Source organism: Aeromonas sp. LsrichE-8G (assembly GCF_022869435.1).
GTDB classification, from domain to species: Bacteria; Pseudomonadota; Gammaproteobacteria; order Enterobacterales; family Aeromonadaceae; genus Aeromonas; species Aeromonas caviae.
The window spans coordinates 1-22,734 of sequence record NZ_JALIHH010000064.1; the positions used below are offsets into that span (position 1 = coordinate 1).

Genomic DNA, 22,734 nt, shown 5'->3' on the forward strand with positions numbered 1-22,734 from the left:
TGTTGGGGTATCGCCAAGCGGTAAGGCAGCGGGTTTTGATCTCGCCATCCCTAGGTTCGAATCCTAGTACCCCAGCCATTTTTATGTTCTCTTCCACCTATGTGGTTGACAACAAACGGCTATGTAGCTCAGTTGGTTAGAGCATCGCACTCATAATGCGGGGGTCACAGGTTCGAATCCCGTCATAGCCACCATGTTTGAAAAACGTTCCTTCAATCATCCGATTGCAAAGAACACTGTTGGGGCATCGCCAAGCGGTAAGGCAGCGGGTTTTGATCTCGCCATACCTAGGTTCGAATCCTAGTGCCCCAGCCATTTTTGCTTGTATTCGACGCAAGTCGTGCACAAGACGGCTATGTAGCTCAGTTGGTTAGAGCATCGCACTCATAATGCGGGGGTCACAGGTTCGAATCCCGTCATAGCCACCATTATTCTTGCGGAAGTGGCGAAATTGGTAGACGCACCAGATTTAGGTTCTGGCGCCCTAGGCGTGAGAGTTCGAGTCTCTCCTTCCGCACCATCGAAAGCAGTACCAAACAGACCAGCTCAGGCTGGTTTTTTTGTATCCGGCGTTTGCCGCTCTTCTTCCCCTCTCCACGCCATCGCACGCCTGCAACGCCACCTCATGTCTCAACGGCTGAGCCTTGTGCTCTCCTCTGCGACGGCGCTATGTCCTGCTCCGGCGTGATGCCGCCCTTTTCATCTCGCAGAGCGCTGCGGGCAATAAAAAGGCGGCCCGCAGGCCGCCATATCGTTTGCTGTCGTCAGAACGGGAAGAACCAGGGGATGGCGATGACGCTGACCACCATCACCAGCAAGGTGAAGGGCACGCCGATGCGCACGAAATCCATGAACTTGTAGTTGCCCGGGCCCAGCACCAGGGTGTTGACCGGCGACGAGACCGGCGTCATGAAGGCTGCCGAGGCGGCGATGGCGATGGTCATGGCAAAGGGATAAGGCGAGACCCCCATCTGATGGGCCGTCCCCAGCGCGATGGGCGCCATCAGCACCGCCGTCGCCGTGTTGGAGATGAAGAGCCCGATGACGGCACAGAGCGCGAAGAGGCTGGCCAGCATCACCCTGGGGCCCATCTCCCCCACTGCCGAGATGAGCGCGCCGACGATGAGATCCACCCCGCCGGTCTGCTGCAATGCAAGGGCAAAGGGCAACATGCCCACGATGAGGATCAAGGTCGGCCAGTGGATGGACTTGTAGGCACTCTCCAGATCGATGCAGCGGAACTTGCCCATCAGCAGGCAGGCGATGAGCGCCGCGATGACGTTGGGCACGGGATCCGTCACCATCAGCACTATCATGACCCCGAGGGCAATCAGGGCGTGGATGGCCTGGCTGCGGGCCGGCGCCATCTCGTCCACTTCCGCAGGCAGGCCCAGCAGCAGAAAATCGCGATGATGGGTCTGCAACTGACGAATGAGGCTCCAGTTCCCCACCACCAGCAGGGTATCCCCCATCTGCAGCGCCTCGTCCACCAGCTTGCCGGTCAGCGCCTCTCCATCCCGGCGGATCCCCACCACACTCAGACCGTAACGGGAACGGAAGGTCACCTCGCGGATGCTCTTGCCGAGCAGCCGGGAGCCGGGGATGAGGGAGACCTCCGCCATGCCCACCTCCCGCGCCTGATCGGAGAAATACTCCCCGCGCAATATCATGGGCTCGAGCCGCGCCTCGCTGCAAAACTCCCGCACATCCACCTCGGGATCCGACATGTCGATGAGCAGCACGTCCTTGGCCTGGAACTCGGTCACCCCGGTGACACTGACCATCACCCGCCTGAACTTGCGCCAGCGCTCCATCCCGATGACGTTGGCCCCGAAGCGGGCACGCAATTGCAGCTCGTCCAGGGTCTGGCCGATCAGGGGGGAGTCGGGCCGGATCGCCAGTCGGCGTGCTCGCCCGGCCAGCCGGTAGTCACGGATGAGATCTCGCATGGTGCTGCGTCCCATCTGCTTGCCCTTGCCCTCTTCCCCTTCACGCACCAGACGGTTGCGCATCAGCAGCATGTAGAGGATCCCCATCCCCAGAATGATGACACCCATGGGAGTGAAGCCGAAGAAGCCGAACCCCTGGATGTCGTGGCGCATCAGTTCACTGTTCACCACCATGTTGGGAGGGGTTGCCACCAGCGTTATCATGCCGCTGATAAGGCCGGCAAAGCCGAGCGGCATCATCAGTCTGCCCGCCGGGATCCCCATCCGGTTCGCCACGCTCAGCACCACGGGGATGAAGATGGCCACCACCCCGGTCGAACTCATCACGGCCCCCAGGGTCGCCACCGCCACCATCAGCAGCACCAGCATGCGGGTTTCGCTGCTGCCGGCCACCTTCACCAGGGCATCTCCCACCTGATAGGCGATGCCGGTACGCACCAGCCCCTCCCCCACCACGAACAGGGCGGCAATCAGAATGACGTTGGGATCGCTGAATCCTGCCAGCGCCTGCGGCAGGGTCAGGGTGCCGCTCAACACGAACAGGATGATGATCAACAAGGCGACCACGTCCATGCGTACCTTGTTGGTAATAAACAGGAGAATGGCACCCACCAGCATGCTGAGCACCCAGATCAACTCGGAATTCACACTTGCTCCTTTTGTTCAACGTCAACCACGGCCCCGGACGCCATCAGACCACAGAGCCCGCCCCCCCTGATTTGTTACATATCAAGAAAGAGGAGACCGCATCATCTCACATTCAGGTTCAGTTGCGGCCATTTTACCGGTCCGTGAACGCAGTCGGTCGCCCTTCACATGTCGGGGTAAAAAGTGCTGCACGCTCCCCCCGCCCCTCCTAAAATGGGCCCGCCGCGGCCTGAGCCGCCCTCTCACCCCTTGCCCTTCGGAGACGACATGACCCAGCACACCCCGGCCTACCCGGCATTCACCTTCTTCAGCCGCTTTGTCGCCGACATCCAGGCTGGCCGAAAGACCATCACCATCCGCGACGAGAGCGAGGCAAACTGGCGGCCCGGCCAGCGCCTGGCCCTGTTCACCAACCCGGAACACCAGCCTTTTGGCACCATTGAAGTCATCTCGGTCAAGGCGGTCGCCTTTGAGGCGCTGAGCGACGAGCACGCCCGTCAGGAGAACATGACCCTCCCCGAGCTTAAAGATGTGATCCGCGATATCTACCCCACACTGCCCCCCCTCTATGTGATTGAATTCGTGCTGATTGAGGCCTGATTTTGTGAGCTGCCTCAGCTAACGCCGGTTGCGCTCACAGGCCAAAAGCGCACAATGACTGTTTTTATATACAGTCATTGGTGTCTTATGGAAAAACAACTCGAACCGGCCATCGCAGCCATGGTGGCAGACTTCATCGCCGCAGGTCGTCCCAAGGCGAGCCAGCTGAGCTGGCAGGCGCGCCGTGACGGCTACCTAGCCTCTGCCCTGTTGGGCGGTGAGCGGGAAGAGGTGGGCGCCATCGAAGAGTGGCAGGCCGATCACCACGCCATCCGCTGCTATCGGCCCGCAGACAAACCGGACCCCGCATATCCGGTGCTGATCTATTTTCACGGCGGCTGTTTTGTCAGCGGGGATTTCGAGACCCACGATCGCCAGATGCGGATGCTGTGCAACCGGGCCAGCGCCCTGATCTTCGCCGTACACACCCGCCTCGCCCCGGAACACACCTATCCTGCGGCTCACGACGATGCGCTGGCCGCCACACGGGCCATCATGGCCGAGGTGGAGAAATGGCATGGGGATCCGGCACGTCTCGCCATTGCCGGCGACAGCGCAGGGGGTCATCTCGCCCTGATCACCACCTTGCGGCTCAAGGCTGCCAACGCCCCCTTGCCCAAGGCCCTGCTGCTTCTCTATCCCATGCTGGATGCCCTCTGCGAGAGCCAAAGCTACCGCGATCTCGGTGACGACTACCTCATCACCCGGGACATGCTCGCAAGCGGTTTTCACGCCTACCTTGGCAGCCTGCCCCCCTGCCATCCCGAAGCCAGCCCGCTCCACCATCCCGCCCTGTCAGGATTACCGCCGACCCATATCGTCACGGCGGAATATGATCCGCTGCGCGACGAAGGGGAAGCCCTGTATGGCAAGCTGGTGCAGGCTGGCGTCGATGCCACTTGCCAGCGGCAGCATGGCATCATTCATGGCTACTTCCAACTGGCGGCCATCAGCCCTGCCGCTCGTCAGCTCATCGACCAGATAGCCATGATGCTCAGAAGACTCTGAGTTGGAACCGGCCCCCAAGCCGTGTTAAAAGTGTCTCTTTTGAATCATGGAGGTAACCCGAGTGTTCGAGATAGCGAGCCTGAAAGAGGGCATGATGCACGGGGTGGAGCTGTTCCAGCTGCTGCTGGAGATCATCTCCATCGCCTGCGTGGTCATCGGCCTTGGCAAGACCCTCTGGCTGGCGGCCAGAGTGCGGGATCACGAGCCCGGCTTTCCCCGTATCCGCCTCTGCTTCGGCAGCTGGCTTATCCTGGCGCTGGAGTTCCAGCTCGCCGCCGACATCCTGGCCACCACGGTGGCACCGAGCAAGGAGGAGCTGGTGCGCCTCGCCATCATCGCGGTCATCCGCACCTTCCTGAACTACTTCCTCGGCAAGGAACTCGATGCACAGGCCGAGCGCCAGCAACCCGAGCCTGTCAGGTCACCTTCCCGCCCCGACGCTCGATGAGCGGGCTGAGTGGCACAAGGCCACGACACGGAAGGAAAGGCACCAGCCTGATCCCATGAAGAGGGCTCCCCGCGGGGAGCCCTCTTTGTATCCGATAGCAACCATCAGGCGTGCTTGCTGGCCAGCTCGTGGCGCTTCAATGCCAGCAAGGTGACCAGCAGGGCGGCGGTGGCGATCAGCGCCATGCCGATATAGGTGGCGCTGAAACCGGGTGCCAGTTCGGCCGGGCTCAGGCTGGCCAGATTGGGGCTGCTGCCTGCCGGCAGGGCGGCATGGAACAACACGGCGCAGATGGCGACACCGACCGCCCCACCCAGCTCCCGGCCGAAGTTGAACAGGGACATGCCGATGCCGCGATCTTCCCGCGGCAGGGCATTTTGCACCACCACAGAGAGGGCCGGCAGCACCAGACCCAGCCCCAATCCGGCAAACCCCAGTCCCAGTCTGGCCCAGACGTCGAAGTGGATCTGCCACAGGGCCAGCGCTGCCAGGGCAAAACCTGCCACCACGAAACGCTTGTAGTGACCGGTGCGACCGATGAGCTTGCCGCCGACGAAGGCCCCCGCCGTGATGCAGACCATGAAGATCACCATGATCTCGCCACTGTCACTGGCGCTCATCCCCTTTTGCCACTGCATCTGCAACGGCAGGTAGACCAGCACGGCAAACATCAGCAACTGCGAGGCCAGCGCCAGCAGCACGCTCACCAGATAACCCGGCAGGCGCACCAGGTGGGCTGGCAGTATGGGGTCGTGCGCACGCCGCTCAGCCAGGACGAGCAGCAACAGGGCAACCCCCAGCGCAGCCGCGAGCCAGACGGCGGGCAAGGCCGCTTCCGGCGAGAGCAGCAACAGGGTGAGGGTGGTGACCGTAATGAGCAGTGCCGCTCCCTTCCAGTCGAAGCGGCTGTGGCGACGCACATTGAGGTGACCCAGATTGCGGTTCACCAGCCAGAGGGCGATGGCACCGAGAGGCAGATTGATCCAGAAGATCCAGCGCCAGCTGAGCTGCTCGGTAAAATAGCCACCGAGCAGCGGGCCTGCGATGCTGGAGACCGCATAGACCGCCGAGATATACCCCTGATACTTGCCCACCTCCCGTGGCGGAATACAGTCGGCGATGACGGTGAAGGCGAGCGCGATCAGCCCCCCGCCCCCCGCCCCCCAACCCTTGCAGTACGCGGGCGGCCAGCAGGGTTGGCAGATCCTGGGCCAGGGCGCAGGCCACTGATCCAGCCAGAAACAGGCCGATACCGATGTTGAGCATGCGTACCCGGCCGAACATGTCGCTCAACTTGCCATAGATGGGCAGGGCCGCAGTGGCCGCCAGCAGATAGGCGGTCACTACCCAGGTGAGGGCGGCACCGGCGTTCAGCTCAACCCCTATGATGGGCAAGGGCGTGGTGACGATGCTCTTTTCCAGTGAGCCCAGGGCGATCACCAGGGCCACGCTCGAGAAGACGGTTTTGGGGGACATAGGCAGGCTCGCTCATGTGAGATATCGGCACAGGGGGTGCAAGGCACATTATTGTCTCATAAATCATTAGCCGATGGTCAAAACCACTGCCAACCATGATGAAGGTCGCGACATCTGCGCGCTGGATCTGCTAGGGTGAGTCTTTGCCGAAGAGGACGCCCCCATGCCCCAGTCATCCCCCTGCGATCATCACCAGAGTGAACAGCCCCGATTCGACGAGTACGACGCCCTGATCTTCGACATGGATGGCACCCTGGTGGACTCCATGCCTCTGCACCTGGATGCCTGGGAAATCACCAGTGCCGAGTTCGGCCTGCCGTTTGATCGGGCACAGCTCAACGAGTACGGCGGCATCCCCACCCGCAAGATAGTGACCATGCTGGCAGAGCGGCACGGGATGACCATCGACGTGGAAGCCTTTGCCCGGCGCAAGGTCGCCCTCTACCTGGCACGGATCGACGACGTCCGGGTGTTTCCCGCCATGTGGGAGCTGGTCAGGCAGTACCACGACAAGGTGCCCATGGGCATAGGTACCGGCTCAACCCGGGAACATGCGGCGCACATCCTGCGTCAGACCGGGCTCGATGCCTTCATCTCCGTGCTGGTGAGTGCCGATGATGTGGTCAATCACAAGCCCCACCCGGACACCTTCCTGAAAGTGGCCGAGCAGCTCGGCGCCAACCCGGCCAACTGCCTGGTGTTTGAAGACACCCGGATAGGCATTCAGGCGGGCAAGGCCGCCGGCATGACCACCTTGCTGGCCACCGAAGGGACGCTGCAACGGGTGTGAGCGGTGCGGGACCATCCTAACCGACGGGCCCGCACCAGCTTACTCGGCCTCATTCTCCCCCTCCTTCCCACCTGCCGGTACCGGGCCGTCCGGCCGCTCAAATTCCAGATCTGACATGCAGTTGTCAAATTCCGACTCCCCCGGTTTGCCATGCTCCTTGCAGTTCTCAAACGCCGCTTTCATCTCGACCGACAGCTCGTGCGGAGGCTTGGGCGGGGTACGGCTGCCCTGATCGCCCGCTGCGGCGGTCAGAGTAGTGAGGGAAAACAGCAAAGGCAGAACAATCTTCATGGCATGACTCCAAAACGGGTGGCATACACCGGCACGGTGCGGCGATGGCCCACGGCAGCGGGCGGTATCATGCTAGCGAATCGCCGCGAACTGATGGGTTAAGGGGAGGTAAAGAGGTGTCAGGTCGGCGTAAATCCATAAAAAAACGCCCCAGGCGGGGCGTTGTTTTCATGGCGGCCATTACATGGCGTTGGTGGATTCGAAGATCTTGTCGGCCGACGCTTCGACGAAGCCAGGGTAGAGCACGCCGTCGGCCTGCGGGTAGCGCAGGGCAAACTCGTAGAAGCAGCTCGGGATGGTGCGCACGCCGTCGCTGAAGGGCACCTCGGCCTTGTCTGCCATGGTGGAGGATTGCTCCAGCATAACCTCGGGATCGCCCTTCACCTCGCCGCCAACGGTGTTGAGCACGAAGCCTGCCGCCTTGAGCGCCGCATTCACCTGCTGGATGGTGTCGAAGTCCTTCAGGCGGTTGATGTTGACGGTGAAGTGGTTGGCACGATAACCCCAGGCGGCCATCCAGGCGGCATACTCGCTCTCTGCCAGCAGGGTCTGGTAGTCGGTGTGAGAGACCTGCCAGGGCGCGCCGGCGTAGAGGAAGGCCGGGGTGTCGGTGAGGTGATCGGGTACCTGATCCACCAGCTTGTGGATGATGGCCTGGGCAACTTCGGAGAGCTCTTCCACCTTCAGCTCGCTGATGAACACCTTGGGCGCATCAGGATCTTTATGCTCGAAGTGTTTGGCATAGAGCTTCTTGGCCTTGAACACATACTCGCCCTTCTCTTCGTACCCCAGGGCGCGGAAGTGGGCCGCCAGTTTCTCGAGACCAAGCTTGGGCAGGTTGTAGGTCCGAAACGCCACGTGATCGTTGATGATGGGGGCACCGCCGCCCAGCAGTTGATGAACCTTGTGAGCACTGGGGGTGACCTGAATGTAGTTGTCCCACAGATGGCCAAACAGGGTGTCGATATCCTTTTGCATCTCTCTTTCCTTTGATTGCGGGTACAGACAGGGGCACCTGTTCAGTACCCCTCTTTTATTTTCTTGTTATCAGAAGGTCAGACCGGGAGACAGCTGATCCGGCATAGCAGCCTTGCTGTCTTCGACGGAGGCGACCGGGTAAGCACAGTAGTCGGCGGCGTAGTAGGCGCTCGCCCTGTGGTTGCCGGAGGCACCGATGCCGCCAAAGGGGGCGGCACTGGAGGCGCCGGTGATGGGCTTGTTCCAGTTGACGATACCGGCACGGATCCGCTTGAAGAAGTGGTTCCAGTCCGCTTCATTGTCACCGAGCAGGCCGGCCGAGAGACCGAAACTGGTGGCGTTCGCCTTCTCGATGGCCGCATCGAAGTCGTCGTAGCGAATGAGCTGCAGCAGCGGGCCGAAGTACTCTTCATCCGGCAGCGCGCTGACCGCGGTCACGTCTATGATGCCCGGGGAGACAAAGCCTGTGCCCGCTTCCAGGTGCTTGAGGGCAAGCAGGCTTTCACCACCGAGGCGCTGCAGGTTTGCTTGCGCCTCGACCATGCCCAGTGCGGCCTTCTCGCTGATCATGGCGCCCATGAACGGCTGCTCGGCGGCGTCATAGAGGCCGACCTTGATCTGGCCGACCACCTCCACCAGCCGCTTGACCAGGGCATCGCCCTGGGCGCCGCGCTCGACAAACAGGCGGCGCGAGCAGGTGCAGCGCTGGCCGGAGGTAATGAAGGCGGACTGCACGATGGCATGGACGGCGCCGTCGATGTCGCTCACGTCTTTCACGATCAGCGGGTTGTTACCACCCATCTCCAGTGCCAGGATCTTGCCCGGCTGGCCGGCAAACTGCTGATGCAGGAAGTGGCCGGTACGGGAGGAGCCGGTGAAGAAGAGGCCGTCGATGTCCGGATTGCCGGCCAGCGCCTTGCCGGTGTCGACCTCCCCCTGCACCAGGTTGAGCACCCCCTTGGGCAGCCCCGCCTCCTGCCACACCTTGACCATGGCTTCAGCCACCATGGGGGTCAGCTCGGAAGGCTTGAACACGACCGCATTGCCGGCGATGAGCGCTGGCACAATGTGGCCGTTGGGCAGGTGGCCCGGGAAGTTGTAGGGGCCGAACACGGCCACGACGCCATGGGGCTTGTGGCGCACGAACGCCTTGGCGCCCGGCATGGGGTTTTCCACCGTGCCGGTGCGCTCGTCATGGGCGCGGATGGAGATGGCAATCTTGCCCTGCATGGCCGCCACTTCGGTGCGGGTCTCCCACAGCGGCTTGCCGGTTTCACGGGCGATGGTCAGGGCCAGCGCCTCCTTGTGCTCGCCGAGCAGGTCGGCATAGCGGCGCACGATGGCAAGCCGCTCTTCAAGGGCCAGATCGGACCAATGGTAGAAGGCCGTGCGGGCCGCCTTGACGGCCGCATCCACCTGGGACTGGCTTGCCGCCTCACCACGCCAGATCACCTCGTTTTTGGCCGGGTCGATGGATTCGAACGGCTTGCCTTCACCGGCCAGCCACTGGCCATCGATAAACTGGACTAAAGACATCATCAATTCACTCCCTGTGGGTACGCAGGCCGCCTCGGCAGCCTGTCTCAATGCTGTGCTGCGGGGCGGGTCAATCCAGATCGACGACGCGCACCATGTCGCCATTTTCCACCTTGAGGGCGGCCGCCATCTTGGGCGGAATGATGGCTTCGTGCTTGTTCAGATCGACCCGGATGTTGCCGTAGCAGGCGCGGTATTGCTCGAACCTGGTGTTGCAGATGAGGTAGGTATGGCCGCCGATGGGCTCACCCACCAGCACCGCCAGCTTCTGGCTGCGGCGCACGCTGCGAATGTTCTTCACCTCGCATTCGACGGTGGGGCCGGCGTCGAAGATGTCGACATAACCGCGATTCACGAACCCCTCATCCTGCAGCATCTTGAGGGCAGGCCGGGTCTTTTCGTGGGTCTTGCCGATGACGGCGCGCGCCTCGTTGCTCAGCAGATTGACATAGATGGGGTACTTGGGCATCAGCTCGGCGATGAAGCGCTTCTTGCCGATGCCGGTCAGATAGTCGACGGTGGGAAAATCCATCGAGAAGAAATGTTTTTGCAGCCACTCGTAGAAGGGGCTGTGGCCGTTGCCATCGGAGACACCACGCATCTCGGCAAAGACGGTACTGTCAAACAGCTCGGGGTGTTCGGCCATGAACAGGAAACGGTGCTTGGAGAGCAGACGACCGTTGAGCCCCTCGCGGGCGCATTCACGCAGAAACAGGGTGCAGAGCTCGGAATTGCCGGTGTAGTCGTTGGAGAGGGTGAGGGTTTCCACGACATTGTAGATGCCGAGCTTGGGGGAGGAGTGCACCACCTTGCCGATGTGATAGTTGTAGAACGCCTGGGACAGGCCGACCGCCGCGTCGATGGCGCAGGTACCGACCATCTCCCCGCTCTCCAGATCCTCGGCCACGAAGAAATAGAGGCACTCGCCCTTGCCGGCGGGCTTGTCCAGGAAGGTCTGGGTCGAGGCATCGATCTTGCGTTGCAGCAGCTCGTCGTTGACCGGCAAGGATGTCATGCCGGTGCCGGATTCGATGGCACAGGTCTTGAGGCCGGCGAAGTCGCGCTGCTCGATAGGACGGATAACCAACATAAATGACAACTCCCTTTCATTGACGACAGGTGGGGTCCCGGCTCCTGCCGGGAGGGCTCCCCACCTCAATTTGGATCAGGCGTTGACCACCTGAGCGACCGCTTTCTCGAACCGTGCCAGCCCTTCCTTGATGTCCGCTTCCGGGATCACCAGGGAGGGGGCAAAACGCACCACGTTGGTACCGGCGACCAGCGCCATCAGGCCCTGATCGATGGAGGCGAGCAGGAAGTCGCGAGAGCGGCCCTTGAAGTCATCGTTGAGCACGGCGCCCAGCAGCAGGCCCTTGCCGCGCACTTCGCTGAAGCAGTGGTACTTGGCGTTGATGGCTTCCAGCCCTTCGCGGAACAGCTGCTCGCGCTGCTTGATGCCGCTCAGCACTTCCGGGGTGTTGACCACGTCGATCACCGCCTCGGCCACGGCACACGCCAGCGGGTTGCCGCCGTAGGTGGAGCCGTGAGTGCCCACTTTCAGGTGGGAGGCGATCTCGGTGGTGGTCAGCATGGCCCCGATGGGGAAGCCGCCGCCCAGCGCCTTGGCGCTGGTGAGGATGTCCGGGGTGATGCCCAGGCCCATATAGGCAAACAGCTCGCCGGTACGACCGACACCGGATTGCACCTCGTCATAAACCAGCAGGGCGTTGTGCTTGTCGCACAGCTCGCGCACCCCCTTGGCAAACTCGTCGGTGGGGCTGATGATGCCACCCTCGCCCTGCAGCGGCTCCATCACCACGGCGCAGGTGTTGTCGGAGATGACGGCAGCCAGCTCCTCCAGGTTGTTGTAGGCAACGTGGGTGATGTCGGCAGGCTTGGGACCGAAGCCATCGGAGTAGGCAGCCTGGCCGCCGACGCTGACGGTAAAGAAGGTACGGCCGTGGAAGCCCTGGTGGAAGGCGATGATCTGGGTCTTGTGGGCCCCGAACTTCTCGATGGCGTAGCGGCGGGCCAGCTTGAGGGCCGCTTCGTTCGCTTCGGCACCGGAGTTGCAGAAATAGACCTTCTCGGCGAAGGTGGCGGCGACCAGTTTCTTGGCCAGGCGCAGGGCCGGCTCGTTGGTCATCACGTTGGAGAGGTGCCACAGCTTCTCACCCTGGGATTTCAGGGCCTCGACCAGTTTGGGATGGCAATGGCCCAGGCCATTGACCGCGATCCCGCCCGCGAAATCCACATACTCGCGGCCTTCCTGATCCCAGACACGTGACCCCTCGCCGCGCACCGGGATGATTTTGGCCGGCGCATAGTTGGGAACCATCACTTCATCAAACACTTCACGTGTCACTGCCAACAACTCTGACATATTGCTCTCCTGCTATCTCGCGGCAGAATAATCCACCGCCCAAAAGTTAAATCCGTGTAAACGTGGCGGAATTATCACAGAAAAAAAGTAAAAAGTCTGTAACTTAACCGCCTATAAGGAACAATGTTCGATTGCCTTTGAGATTTTAGGCAACCGCATTGCATAACGGCTCAGGGGGTGTTGGCAAGAGATAATTTGGACAGGGAGGAGGGTGAATAAAGTCTCAGGGAAATTTTTTTTTGCCTCATGACGGTTTTGAGACAGACATCGCAATTTTTTCAGGAAACGGCCAAAAAGTTGGCCAGCAACTGGTGCCCCTGTTCGCTCAAGATGCTTTCCGGATGGAACTGCACTCCCTCCAGCGCCAGTGTTTTATGCCGCAGCCCCATGATCTCGTCCTGGCTGCCGTCGGCATGTTCGCTCCAGGCGGTGACCTCAAAACAGTCGGGCAGCGACGCCGCCTCCACCACCAGAGAATGATAGCGGGTCACCCGCAGCGGGTTGTTGAGCCCCTTGAATACCCCCTCCCCTTTGTGACGGATGAGAGAAGTCTTGCCGTGCATCACCTGACGGGCACGCACCACCCGGGCACCAAAGGCCTGTGCCAGCGACTGATGGCCGAGACAGACGCCGAGGATGGGGATCTCGCCGGCAAAACGGGAGATGGCGGCCAAAGAGATGCCCGCCTCGTTTGGCGTGCAGGGGCCGGGAGAGATCACCAGATGGCGGGGTGCAAGCCGGGCTATCTCCTCCAGGCTCAGCTCATCGTTGCGCCTGACCACCACCTCTTGCCCCAGAGCGCCGAAGTATTGCACCAGGTTCCAGGTAAAGGAGTCGTAGTTGTCGATGAGTAGCAGCATGCAAAAACCCTGGGAATAAGACAGAGACGGTGATCGGACAACCCGTTGCGAGCGCGGGCAGACAAACGCCGCGCATTCTGGCATGTCTCTTTGCGTTAATAAACCGGCGATCACCTCACCTGCTGTGCAGCCTGTCCGCTCTTCAATGGCGATCCAGGCCTGTCGACCCCACCCGGCGGTGGGCCTGTCCCCGACCGGGCAGCATCAACCACTCCATGTCAGGATGGCAAGGTAAAAGAGACGGGAGGCGACCGGGAAAAGGGCACAGGACGTGACAGGCAGATGGGAAGGAGTCACCTTGGCAAGGGCTGGCAACGGACCTCAGCGGTCCAGATAACGGCCCTGTTCCAGTTCCCGTTCCCGCTGGCACTCGGCCAGATAGATGGCAGCCGCGATGGCCGGGGTCTTGTGGTGCTTGTCGATGGCGTTGGAGACCATCAACTGCAAGGTATTGAGGCTCTTGGCCTTGCGAAACTTGCGCAGCCAGTGACCCTTGTCACCCAACTCTTCACTCAGGGTTTGTGATTCGACAGACATGCTTTCTCTTGGGGCAAAGCCCGTGTTTGACATTGGGGGAGGTTGCGACAAACCGGAAGGTGTAAAACAAAGAAAGCCAGGCATCCACCCAGCTCTCTTCTACTACACCTTCCCAGTATGTCAGGCTCGAGGAACGAAGCCGACGACATCATATACGCTGATCAGGGTTTTTTCAGCCCTTTCACGCGCCTTTTGTGCGCCAGCCGCCAAAATGGCCTGCAGATGGGCCTCATCCTGACGCAGCTCGCGGAAGCGCGCCTGGATGGGTTCCAGCAAGGCGACCACGGCATCGGCCGTTTCACTCTTGAGGTGGCCGTACATCTTGCCTTCGAAGTGCTGCTCCAGCTCCGGGATGGAGCGGCCGGTCACACCGGACATCAGGGTCAGCAGATTGGAGACCCCCGGCTTGTTTTCGGGATCGAAACGCACCACGGCCGGCTCGTCGGAGTCGGTCATCGCCCGCTTGATCTTCTTGACGATCTGCTTGGGATCTTCCAGCAAGCCGATGAAGTTGGCCTCGTTGTCGTCGGACTTGGACATCTTCTTGGTCGGGTCCTGCAGGCTCATCACCCGGGCCCCTTCGGTCGGAATGAAGGGTTCCGGCAGGGTGAAGACTTCACCATAGAGGTTGTTGAAGCGGGTGCAGATGTCGCGGGTCAGCTCCAGATGCTGCTTCTGGTCATTGCCAACTGGCACCTGATTGGCCTGATAAAGCAGAATGTCGGCCGCCATCAGCACCGGATAACCGAACAGGCCGACGTTGACGTTGTTCTCGAAACGGGCGGACTTGTCCTTGAACTGGGTCATGCGCGACAGCTCGCCCATCTGGGTGTAGCAGTTCAGGATCCAGCCGAGCTCGGCGTGCTGGGGCACGTGGGACTGGATGAAGACGGTGCTCTTGGCCGGGTCAATGCCCACCGCCAGATAGAGGGCGGCGGCGTCGAGGCACGCCTTGCGCAAGGCGGCCGGATCCTGGCGGGTGGTGATGGCGTGCAGATCGACGATGCAATAGAGGCAGTCGAAGTCATCCTGCATGCTGACCCACTGACGCAGGGCTCCCATGTAGTTGCCGATGGTCAGCTGGCCCGAGGGTTGGGCACCGCTCAATACGATTGGTTTAGTCATCAGAGTAGTAATCCTTGTTATCCGCCAGCCCGGTCGGGATCAGACCAGCAGGGCGTCGAGTTCGGCAAACTGCTCGCAAACCCAGTCGGGGCGCGAGTCTGCGATAGGGCGGCCATAGTTGTAGCCATAGGTGAGCCCCACCACCTTCATGCCGGCGGCCTGGGCGGCCAGTACGTCATTTTCGGAATCCCCCACCATCAGGGTGCGGGACGGGCTGACACCCAGCTCGTGGCAGGCGTGCAACAGCGGCTCCGGGCTTGGCTTCTTGACGGGTACGCAGTTGCCCCCGAGCCAGAGTGCGAAACAGTCGCTGATGCCGAGGGCCTCCAGAATGGGCTGCACGAAGTGACTCGGTTTGTTGGTCACCACGGCCTGCTGGTAACCCAGCCCCTGCAGACGGCGCAGGCTCCGGGCCACTCCGTCATACATGGCCAGGCCTTCCAGCAGACAGGCCTGATAGTGACGGTCGAACAGGGGGCGGGCCTTGGCAAACTGCTCCGGGGCGTCGCGGTAATCGAGAGCCCGCTGGATCAGCTTGTCGGCGCCGTTGCCGACCCAGGTACGCACCACGGACTCGTCGGCCTCGGCCAACCCCAGCTCCGCCAGGGTACGGTTGACCGCCAGCGCCAGTTGCGGGGCGCTGTCAATCAGGGTGCCATCCAGATCGAACAGCACCAGGTCAAAGGGGCGATCAGCGACGGACATGGGCAAGCTCCGCGCGCATCTGGTCGATCACCGCCTTGTAATCCGGCTTGCCGAAGATGGCAGAGCCCGCCACGAACATGTCGGCACCCGCCTCGGCAATCTCGCGAATGTTGTCGACCTTGACGCCGCCATCGATTTCCAGGCGAATGTCGCGGCCGCTCTCGTCGATCAGGCGACGCACCTGGCGCAGCTTGTCGAGGGTGCCGGGGATGAAGCTCTGACCGCCAAAACCCGGGTTGACCGACATCAGCAGGATCACGTCCAGCTTGTCCATTACGTACTCCAGGCAGGTGAGCGGGGTCGCGGGGTTCAGCACCAGACCAGCCTGGCAACCCTGCTCCTTGATGAGGCCCAGGGTGCGATCCACGTGATCGGAGGCTTCCGGGTGGAAGGTGATCAGGCTGGCACCTGCCTTGGCAAAATCAGGCACGATGCGATCCACCGGCTTGACCATCAGGTGCACGTCGATGAGCGCTTCGATACCGTAATCGCGCAGCGCCTGACAGACCATGGGGCCTATGGTCAGGTTGGGGACATAATGGTTGTCCATCACATCGAAATGGACCACGTCGGCCCCGGCGGCCAGCACCTTGGCCACATCCTCACCCAGACGGGCAAAGTCGGCGGAGAGGATAGAGGGGGCAATCAGAAAGTCTTTCATCAGCGTCATCCATTGGCAGCGTGGCAGAAAAAACGGCGCAATTTTATCGCAAAAGGGCGATGAAAACGACCCGCATCTACAGAACACGCCGCTCCGGCACCATGGCTGGCACACGATGCCAGGCGCGGCTCACGGAATACCAGCGGCAGCATCAGAAATGACAACGGCCCCCTCAGGGACCGTTGTTCACTCAGCCGACGGCAACCAGCTCCGCCTCACCGGGATAATAGCCCTGTTCGGGCTCGATGCCGGGCGGATAGAGCGCCAGCAGCTCGGCCACCTTGTTGCGACCACCGCCGTTGCGGCTGATGGTACGCTTGACCAGGATCTCGTCGAGCCGGGCGCCACGATAAAGCTCGCGGGTCAACTCGATGTCATGGTTGCTGATGAGCACGGGCACCCCTTTATGGGCGGCGGTGTGGCGAGCCAGCCTGGCCAGCAGCGCCTGATCGTCCAGGGTGAAACCGCCTGCCGAATAGGTGGTGAAACTCGCCGTGGTGGAGAGGGGGGCATAGGGCGGATCGCAGTAGATCACCCAGTCTTCCTCTGCACGGGCCATGGCGTCGGCATAGCTTTCGCAGATGAACGTCGCCTTCTGCGCCTTCTCGGCAAACGCCCACAGCTCTTTCTCCGGGAAGTAGGGTTTCTTGTAGGAACCGAAGGGAACGTTGAACCCCCCCTTCTTGTTGTAACGGCACAAGCCGTTGAAACCATGGCGATTCAAAAACAGGAACAACTGAGCCCGTTCAAACCCGGCAGCGGTCTGGTTGAACTGGGTACGCAGCCGATAATAGGCGGTCTTGTGGTTGTGCTCGGCCACGAACAGCTTGCGGGCCTCGCTGATGAAGCTGTCCGGCTGCTGCTTGAGGTGGTTGTAGAGGCCAATGAGATCCGGATTGATGTCGTTGAGCACATAGGCGTCGTAATCCGTGTTGAGAAACACGGATCCCGCCCCGACGAAGGGCTCCAGCAACACACGCCCGGCCGGCAAACGCTCGGCGATCTCTTCGACCAGGGAGTATTTTCCCCCGGCCCATTTTAAAAACGCGCGTGTTTTTTTCATGGAAGTCCGGTGTTGACAAGGCTATGCCCAAAAAAGGGGGGTGATTCTACCCCCTTCCTCGGGTGGCTGGCTATTGCTTCAATTCTTTTTGTATCTGGGCGAATGACTTGGGCCAGGGTTGTCCCTTGAGCAAGGCAGGCGACAGCTTGCGAATGGCCGCCTTGGCCTGGGCACTGCTGGCGTAGTCTCCCTGCACCACCACATACCAGGGACTGCCACGGAAACGGGTCTTGTAAACCCACACCTTGCCCGCCAAGCCATGCTCGGCCACAAAGCTGTCTACCGCCTTGGTGTTGCTCGCCCCCATCAACTGGATGCTGTAGTGATTCTTCGGCTTCTTGTTGAGAGTCGCCACCGGCGTCAACGCCACCTTGGCCGCTGGGGCCGCGACCGGCGCTGTCTGCGCGCCACTGGCCGGTTGAGCCTCTGTCCGGGCCGGGACACTGTTCGGGGCCGGATTCTTGACCTGGGCCGTCGTTCCGGTCGGGACCGCACGGGAACCACTCCCCACCAGCTCATCCACCACGGCCGTGGGCAAGGCGCCGCTGACGTTCGGCTGGTTCATCAATTTCTCGACCACTTCGTCGGAGATGACGACTCGACGCCCCTCATAGTTGGTTGACTCCGTGGTGACCGTCTCGCTCTCGACCTTCTTGGGCAAGGGCTTGGCATCGGACTGCCAATCGCGGGCAACCTGATTCCCTGACGGGATGGCAGCGGCGCCACTGCTCGCCTGAGTATTCAAGGCCCCGCTCGCCGCACCGACGTTCACAGGATCGCTTGAGACGGGATCGGGCAACGCCGTCCCCTGGGACGGTGCCTGGGCGGGGTCCTGGCCTGCACTGTCGAACAGGGGCAGATAGCTCAGGGCCAGCAACCCGCCCGCCACCAGGGCAAGCACGATCGCTATCTTCTTGACGGGCAACTCGGCCTGACGTTTCTTGGGCCTTCTGTCGGTCATGGTATCCTCCAGTAACTGCATGATGGCTGACGGATGTCCGCCCGCCCCATTCAGGATCTCTTCCACTTTCGGCTTGGGCAAGAGGGCTGTCGGGATCTTGAGCTCTTTGGCCTTCTCATACAAGAAGATACGTTGCTCAGGAGCGCTCAGTGGCGCGACTTCCAGCTCGAGGGCTGGCATGGCTCGTCCCTTGAGGAGCGCCTTCTGGTTACGACACCAGGCGTCATCACCCGAGAGCAGGATGGCCAGTTTATGAGGAGATGCCAGGGTATCGTTGTGACGACAGAGCGCCCACAACTCCCCCACCAGCTCGGCAGGCAAGGTATCGGCACGTTCGATGATGAGCAGCAGTCTGGCAGGCTTGTCACCCACCATGCGAAAGAAGCTGTCCGCCAGGGCATCCTGCGCGTTGAACAGGGGACGTGCCACCACCTGCTGCAACAGCAGCTGGCGCACATCCGCCATCTTCATGGACGGGCTGCCGATGAGGCTGGCCACCCGCACCGCATCGGGCAGTTGGGCAAGCAGCGACTCGCACAGTGTGCCACGGCCACTGCCTGGCTTGCCGGAGAGAAAAACAAAGGGGTGGTTGAACTCGATCAGGTGCAGCAGCCGGTCAACCAACTGCCGCTGAGAAGGCAGTTTGAGCAATTTATTAGTGGTCACGACCAGACTCGATCACCGCCATCAATTGCTCGTCTGTCACATCGGCCACGACCTGGGCCTGTCCGATCCCGATCGGCAGCACCAGCCTCAGTTTGCCTTCCAGCACCTTCTTGTCACGGCGCATATGGCGAATGAAGGCGGCAAAATCCATATCGGACGGTGCCTTGACCGGCAAATCGGCGGCCAACAGCAGATCGCGGACTCGCGCCACCTCTTGCGCCGTCATGTCGCCACGGGCCAGGGCCGTCTCGGCTGCCAGCATGGTTCCCGCCGCCACGGCTTCACCGTGCAGCCAGTTGCCATAACCCTTCTCCGCCTCGATGGCATGGCCGAAGGTATGTCCCAAGTTCAGCAAGGCGCGCACACCGTGCTCGGTCTCGTCCTGACCGACCACATCGGCCTTGATCTCGCAGCAGCGGCGAATGGCATAGGAGAGTGCATCACCGTCGAGGCGCTGCAGGCGGGTCATGTTGGTTTCAAGCCAGGAGAAGAAGGCGGCATCCCAGATGATGCCGTATTTGATCACCTCGGCCATGCCGGCGGCAAATTCCCGGGCAGGCAGGGTCTTGAGGCAGTCGGTATCGATGATCACATGCTTGGGCTGATAGAAGGCACCCACCATGTTCTTTCCGAGAGGATGGTTGACGGCGGTCTTGCCGCCGACGGAAGAGTCAACCTGGGAGAGCAGCGTGGTAGGCACCTGAATAAACGGAATACCTCGTTGGTAGCTTGCCGCAGCAAAGCCGACAACATCGCCTATCACACCGCCCCCCAGAGCGATCAGAGTAGTATCACGACCATGGCTGGTTTCCAGCAGAGCAGACATGATCCGCTCGAAGGTCGCCAGGGTTTTGTAGGCCTCGCCATCGGGCAGGATCAGGTGTTCCACCTGAAAACCGGACAGCAACTGAATGATCTGTTCAAGATACAAGGGCGCGACCACGGTATTGGTCACTATCATGACCCGCTTGCCCTTGATCGTCTGCGCCAGTACCTCGGGGCGTTGCAGCAGACCGGCAGCTATCTCTATCGGGTAGCTGCGTTCACCCAGTTCGACCTTCAACCTTTCCATGGACGTCCTCTAATGAATTACATACCAATCAACTTGACGATTTGATTAGCGACAACTTTGGCACTCTGGTCATCCGTCTGGATGACAAAATCGGCAACCTCTTCGTACAGGGCGTTGCGCTCTTGTGCAAGACGCTCAAGCACTTCACGGGGCGGCTCTTCGGTTTGCAGCAAGGGACGACGCTTGTCTCTCTGGGTTCGCGCCAATTGCTTTTCAATGGTGGTTTCGAGGTAGACCACGATGCCGCGTGCGGAGAGTTTGTTGCGGGTTTCACGGCTCTTGATGGCACCGCCACCCGTTGCCAGCACGATACCCTGCTGTTCGGCGAGCTCACCGATCACCTTCTCTTCGCGGATCCGGAAGCCTTCTTCGCCTTCAACATCGAACACCCAGCCGATATCGGCACCACTGCGGCGCTCAATCTCATGATCTGAGTCGAAAAACTCCATGTGCAGTTGTTCTGCCAGATGTCTACCTATGGTGCTCTTGCCCGCACCCATGGGACCTATCAGGAAAATATTGCGTTTCTCAGCCATGTCTTTTCGTTAGTAATTACAAACTGTATGGCCCCGGTAAACACTCGACCGGGGTACCTATGAACCTTATCTTGCGATGGATCAGGAGGGGGATTATCTCAGTAGAAACCAGGACTAGCAACCGCAGCCCTTACGCCCCAGCCTCATCGGGGCGTAAGGTTATATGTGTTTTACTCTCACAAGTAAAGTTTTCAGAGGGCGTCGGTCACTATCCTCGGGGTCACGAAGATCAGCAGTTCACGCTTCTTGTTTTCACTGGTGGTTTTCTTGAACAGATAGCCCAACCCGGGGATATCCCCCAGCAGCGGCACCTTGCTGACATCGCTCTTGATGGTCTGTTGATAGATGCCGCCAAGCACCAGAGTTTCACCGTTGTTGACCAACACCTGGGTGGTGATGGACTGGGCGTTGATGGACACCGCATCCCCGGTCCCGGTCGGCACGGTTTCACCCTTGGTATCCTGAGTCACGGTCAAGTCCAGGATCACCCTGTTGTCCGGGGTGATCTGCGGTGTGACCTTGAGGCTCAGCACCGCCTTCTTGAAGGTGACCGAGGTCGCCCCGCTCGAAGAGGACTCCACATAGGGGATCTCGGTCCCCTGCTCGATCAGGGCCGGCTTCTGGTTGGCCGTGGTGACACGCGGACTGGCGATGATCTCGGCCTTGCTCTCCTTTTCCAGCGCCGAGAGCTCAAGATCCAAAAGGGTGCCATTGGCAAGACGGGCAACCTGGAACGCCAGGGTGCCGGCCGCGTTGGTCACCGGCAGGTTGACGTTGAGTCTGTCTTCTACGTTGGGGCGAGTGATGGTGGAACTGCCATCATTGTTTCCGGCGCCATCATTACCCTCTATGGTGCCCGAGGTGCCGTTGCCATGACCGTCTGTCTTGGTCACACCCCAGCGCACCCCCAGTGCCTCATCGAAACCATCATCAATGGTCACCATGCGCGCCTCGATCACCACCTGCTTGACCGGGATATCGAGGATATCCAGCATCCGCTTGACGTTGCTGATGACATCCGCCGTGTCCTTGACCACCAGCACGTTGGTACGTTCATCCACGCTGACCGCCCCTCTGGGGGAGAGCAGCTTGGTACTCTCGGAGGAGAGCAGGGCCGCCACTTCCGATGCCTTGGCATAGTTGATCTGCAGATACTCGGTGTAGAGGGGAGCAAGATCCGCCACCTGGTTACGACTCTCCATCTGCTGTTTCTCGCGAGCGGCAATCTCGTCCGCCGGTGCCACCAGTAGGATGTTGTTGTCCAGCCGTTTGTCCAGCCCTCTGACCTTGAGGATGATGTCCAGCGCCTGCTCCCAGGGCACGCCATCGAGACGCAGCGTGATGTTGCCGGAGACCGAGTCCGTGGTCACCAGGTTCAGATTGTTGAAATCGGCGATGATCTGCAACACGGTACGAACAGGAATATCCTGGAAGTTCAATGAGATGGGTTTTCCTTGGTACTGCTTCGCCGCCGTGGTGGCCACCCGTTTTTTCACCTCGATGATGAACATCTTGTCGGCCTGATCGTAACGGTAGTCAAACTGGCCGTTCACCGAGAGCTCAAACAGGGTGTCATTGCCCTGGCGGAACACCTCCACTTGGGAGACCGGGGTAGCAAAGTCCTGCACATTGATGAGGTTGAGCTGATCATCAGGCACCCGGGTACCGTGGAACTTGGCCAGCACTTTCTGACCACGGCTGCTGACATCCACCGCCGCCGAACTGTTGTCCAGCGTCACAAGGAACTCCCCCTGCCCCTCCTTGCCACGACGAAAATCCACGCCCTTGACCGAGTTGAAGTAGGCGCCACCCATGTTTGCCTGAGACACGGACAACACCGGCTTGCCGGGGGCAACGGGCGAAGGAGCCACAGTAGGTGTGGAAGCCATGGCCGGCTGAGCCTGATATTGGGACTGGTTCTGGGCAACTCGCTGGGTGTCAATTAATGCAGACTGAGTCACCGGCTGGCTTCTGACGAGCGCAGACTGGCTGGCTGCAACAGGCGCCGCCGAGGAAGCGACCGGCTGCCCTGCCTTGTCTCCCAGCGCCACCAGCAATTTATTGCCCTGCTGATGGACCTGATAGGGGGTGAGCTGATCGAGGGCGATCTTGATGTCGAGCCCCTGCCCCTTCCCCTCCACCAGGAGGTTGTTCACCCCTTGCTGCTTGATGGGCAGCGGATTGACCGTCAGGGCACCGATGGCCCCGGGTACGTGCAGCAGAAGCTGATTGGGTTCATAGGTCAACCTGTCCGTAAAACCGCTGACCGGCTCGCTGAAGCTGAGCTCCAGCAGGAGTTGATCGGCCAGCAGGGGATTCACCTTGACCTCCTGCAACGCGGGTACTGCCCACACCTGAGTGCATCCGCCCAGCCAAAGCAGCGCCACACCGGTCATCCTTCTTATTGTTGTTCTCATCTCTGCTCATCCCTGATCATCCCT

At 60.8% G+C, this 22,734-nt stretch carries 20 protein-coding genes, 5 tRNA genes and 1 pseudogene; 9 read left to right on the forward strand and 17 right to left on the reverse strand.

Translation table 11 applies throughout. The annotated features are described in order from the left end of the window. The first annotated feature begins 3 nt into the window (after positions 1–3). The 5 genes from MUW49_RS11805 to MUW49_RS11825 all read left to right on the forward strand — a co-directional run bounded on the left by MUW49_RS11805 (position 4) and on the right by MUW49_RS11825 (position 520). Positions 4–78, forward strand: a tRNA-Gln gene (locus tag MUW49_RS11805). A gap of 39 nt (positions 79–117) precedes the next feature. Further along, positions 118–194: transfer RNA gene (locus tag MUW49_RS11810), tRNA-Met, on the forward strand. Positions 195–240: 46 nt separating this feature from the next. Further along, positions 241–315 (forward strand) — tRNA-Gln (locus MUW49_RS11815). 36 nt (positions 316–351) lie between these two features. After that, positions 352–428: transfer RNA gene (locus tag MUW49_RS11820), tRNA-Met, on the forward strand. 8 nt (positions 429–436) lie between these two features. Continuing rightward, a tRNA-Leu gene (locus MUW49_RS11825) sits at positions 437–520 on the forward strand. A 244-nt stretch (positions 521–764) separates the two neighbouring features. Here MUW49_RS11825 and MUW49_RS11830 read toward each other — a convergent pair. Then, positions 765–2,597, reverse strand: a complete 1,833-nt coding sequence (locus tag MUW49_RS11830; protein WP_029314126.1) for an SLC13 family permease — start codon at positions 2,595–2,597, stop codon at positions 765–767. A gap of 267 nt (positions 2,598–2,864) precedes the next feature. Here MUW49_RS11830 and yqfB point away from each other — a divergent pair, with 267 nt between their 5' ends. The 3 genes from yqfB to MUW49_RS11845 all read left to right on the forward strand — a co-directional run bounded on the left by yqfB (position 2,865) and on the right by MUW49_RS11845 (position 4,653). Then, positions 2,865–3,197 carry a N(4)-acetylcytidine aminohydrolase gene (yqfB, locus tag MUW49_RS11835; RefSeq protein ID WP_143237213.1) on the forward strand — a complete coding sequence of 111 codons (333 nt, stop codon included), beginning with the start codon at positions 2,865–2,867 and terminating at the stop codon, positions 3,195–3,197. A gap of 87 nt (positions 3,198–3,284) precedes the next feature. Next, positions 3,285–4,205 (forward strand): alpha/beta hydrolase, encoded by a 921-nt coding sequence (locus tag MUW49_RS11840; RefSeq protein WP_202042887.1) that lies wholly within the window; start codon positions 3,285–3,287, stop codon positions 4,203–4,205. Positions 4,206–4,266: 61 nt separating this feature from the next. Then, positions 4,267–4,653, forward strand: coding sequence for a DUF1622 domain-containing protein (locus MUW49_RS11845; RefSeq protein ID WP_010673839.1), 387 nt, complete (start codon positions 4,267–4,269; stop codon positions 4,651–4,653). Between the two features lie 104 nt (positions 4,654–4,757). On the opposite strand, the pseudogene MUW49_RS11850 reads toward MUW49_RS11845, so the two are convergent. After that, a pseudogene (locus MUW49_RS11850) lies at positions 4,758–6,129 on the reverse strand (MDR family MFS transporter). A 163-nt stretch (positions 6,130–6,292) separates the two neighbouring features. On the opposite strand from MUW49_RS11850, the gene MUW49_RS11855 reads away from it, so the two are divergent. Beyond that, positions 6,293–6,919: a beta-phosphoglucomutase family hydrolase gene (locus MUW49_RS11855; RefSeq protein WP_010673838.1), complete on the forward strand. Its 627-nt coding sequence runs from the start codon at positions 6,293–6,295 to the stop codon at positions 6,917–6,919. A gap of 39 nt (positions 6,920–6,958) precedes the next feature. Here MUW49_RS11855 and MUW49_RS11860 read toward each other — a convergent pair whose 3' ends face one another. The 15 genes from MUW49_RS11860 to MUW49_RS11930 all read right to left on the reverse strand — a co-directional run bounded on the left by MUW49_RS11860 (position 6,959) and on the right by MUW49_RS11930 (position 22,710). Next, entirely contained in the window at positions 6,959–7,210 is a 252-nt protein-coding gene (locus MUW49_RS11860; RefSeq protein ID WP_244812818.1) for a hypothetical protein, read from the reverse strand. Between the two features lie 180 nt (positions 7,211–7,390). Then, the gene (locus tag MUW49_RS11865; RefSeq protein ID WP_103259708.1) at positions 7,391–8,188 is read right to left on the reverse strand and encodes a DUF1338 domain-containing protein; all 798 of its coding nucleotides are present in this window, start codon (positions 8,186–8,188) and stop codon (positions 7,391–7,393) included. A gap of 69 nt (positions 8,189–8,257) precedes the next feature. After that, complete coding sequence (gene astD / locus MUW49_RS11870; RefSeq protein ID WP_182954714.1) at positions 8,258–9,727, reverse strand: succinylglutamate-semialdehyde dehydrogenase; 1,470 nt, start codon at positions 9,725–9,727, stop codon at positions 8,258–8,260. A gap of 67 nt (positions 9,728–9,794) precedes the next feature. Beyond that, positions 9,795–10,814 carry an arginine N-succinyltransferase gene (gene astA / locus MUW49_RS11875; RefSeq protein ID WP_244812819.1) on the reverse strand — a complete coding sequence of 340 codons (1,020 nt, stop codon included), beginning with the start codon at positions 10,812–10,814 and terminating at the stop codon, positions 9,795–9,797. 75 nt (positions 10,815–10,889) lie between these two features. After that, complete coding sequence (locus MUW49_RS11880; RefSeq protein WP_041212571.1) at positions 10,890–12,107, reverse strand: aspartate aminotransferase family protein; 1,218 nt, start codon at positions 12,105–12,107, stop codon at positions 10,890–10,892. A 278-nt stretch (positions 12,108–12,385) separates the two neighbouring features. Further along, positions 12,386–12,967, reverse strand: a complete 582-nt coding sequence (locus MUW49_RS11885; RefSeq protein WP_041215622.1) for an aminodeoxychorismate synthase component II — start codon at positions 12,965–12,967, stop codon at positions 12,386–12,388. Positions 12,968–13,288: 321 nt separating this feature from the next. Beyond that, a complete protein-coding gene (locus MUW49_RS11890) occupies positions 13,289–13,504 on the reverse strand; it encodes a hypothetical protein (RefSeq protein ID WP_010673831.1) in 216 nt (71 codons plus the stop codon). Between the two features lie 120 nt (positions 13,505–13,624). Beyond that, entirely contained in the window at positions 13,625–14,629 is a 1,005-nt protein-coding gene (trpS, locus tag MUW49_RS11895) for a tryptophan--tRNA ligase (RefSeq protein WP_010673830.1), read from the reverse strand. 39 nt (positions 14,630–14,668) lie between these two features. Then, positions 14,669–15,334, reverse strand: coding sequence for a phosphoglycolate phosphatase (locus MUW49_RS11900; protein WP_010673829.1), 666 nt, complete (start codon positions 15,332–15,334; stop codon positions 14,669–14,671). Further along, the gene (gene rpe / locus MUW49_RS11905; RefSeq protein WP_010673828.1) at positions 15,321–15,995 is read right to left on the reverse strand and encodes a ribulose-phosphate 3-epimerase; all 675 of its coding nucleotides are present in this window, start codon (positions 15,993–15,995) and stop codon (positions 15,321–15,323) included. Before rpe ends, MUW49_RS11900 begins: the two co-directional genes overlap by 14 nt. Before the next feature lie 190 nt (positions 15,996–16,185). Further along, complete coding sequence (locus MUW49_RS11910) at positions 16,186–17,058, reverse strand: Dam family site-specific DNA-(adenine-N6)-methyltransferase (protein WP_029314124.1); 873 nt, start codon at positions 17,056–17,058, stop codon at positions 16,186–16,188. A gap of 70 nt (positions 17,059–17,128) precedes the next feature. Next, the gene (locus MUW49_RS11915) at positions 17,129–18,685 is read right to left on the reverse strand and encodes an SPOR domain-containing protein (RefSeq protein ID WP_244812820.1); all 1,557 of its coding nucleotides are present in this window, start codon (positions 18,683–18,685) and stop codon (positions 17,129–17,131) included. Continuing rightward, positions 18,675–19,757 carry a 3-dehydroquinate synthase gene (gene aroB / locus MUW49_RS11920; protein WP_039039582.1) on the reverse strand — a complete coding sequence of 361 codons (1,083 nt, stop codon included), beginning with the start codon at positions 19,755–19,757 and terminating at the stop codon, positions 18,675–18,677. The genes MUW49_RS11915 and aroB overlap by 11 nt, the downstream gene beginning before the upstream one ends. Positions 19,758–19,774: 17 nt before the next feature. Further along, on the reverse strand, positions 19,775–20,293 hold the full coding sequence (gene aroK, locus MUW49_RS11925; RefSeq protein ID WP_010673824.1) for a shikimate kinase AroK: 519 nt from the start codon (positions 20,291–20,293) through the stop codon (positions 19,775–19,777). 191 nt (positions 20,294–20,484) lie between these two features. Continuing rightward, on the reverse strand, positions 20,485–22,710 hold the full coding sequence (locus MUW49_RS11930; RefSeq protein ID WP_052814886.1) for a type IV pilus secretin PilQ family protein: 2,226 nt from the start codon (positions 22,708–22,710) through the stop codon (positions 20,485–20,487). Between the last annotated feature and the right edge of the window lie 24 nt (positions 22,711–22,734).